Below are 276 nucleotides of genomic sequence, written 5' to 3'. Positions count from 1 at the left end.
AATAAGGCGGTGTGGAGAATAACGGATTCGAACCGTTGACCCCCTGCTTGCAAAGCAGGTGCTCTAGCCAGCTGAGCTAATCCCCCGGTAAGGGCAGAGACGCCAACCAGTAGTCCCAGGCAGACTTGAACTGCCGACCTCCACATTATCAGTGTGGCGCTCTAACCAACTGAGCTATAGGACTCCGTACCCTAAGTGGGGCTTGGGGCAGAGATGAGTGGGGAGAGAGCCCTCAGGCCCAACGCGCGGACTGGGCCGCTTCGCTTGGGGAGGCAT

2 tRNA genes are annotated in these 276 nt (G+C 58.7%); both read right to left on the bottom strand.

The window, feature by feature from the left end:
- Positions 1 to 12: 12 nt before the first annotated feature.
- Positions 13 to 86: transfer RNA gene (locus M3089_RS15760), tRNA-Ala, on the bottom strand.
- A 24-nt stretch (positions 87 to 110) separates the two neighbouring features.
- Positions 111 to 184, bottom strand: a tRNA-Ile gene (locus M3089_RS15755).
- Between the last annotated feature and the right edge of the window lie 92 nt (positions 185 to 276).

Source organism: Marseilla massiliensis (assembly GCF_023336985.1).
GTDB classification, from domain to species: domain Bacteria; phylum Bacteroidota; class Bacteroidia; order Bacteroidales; family Bacteroidaceae; genus Prevotella; species Prevotella intestinigallinarum.
This window is presented reverse-complemented; position numbering and strand designations above follow the sequence as displayed.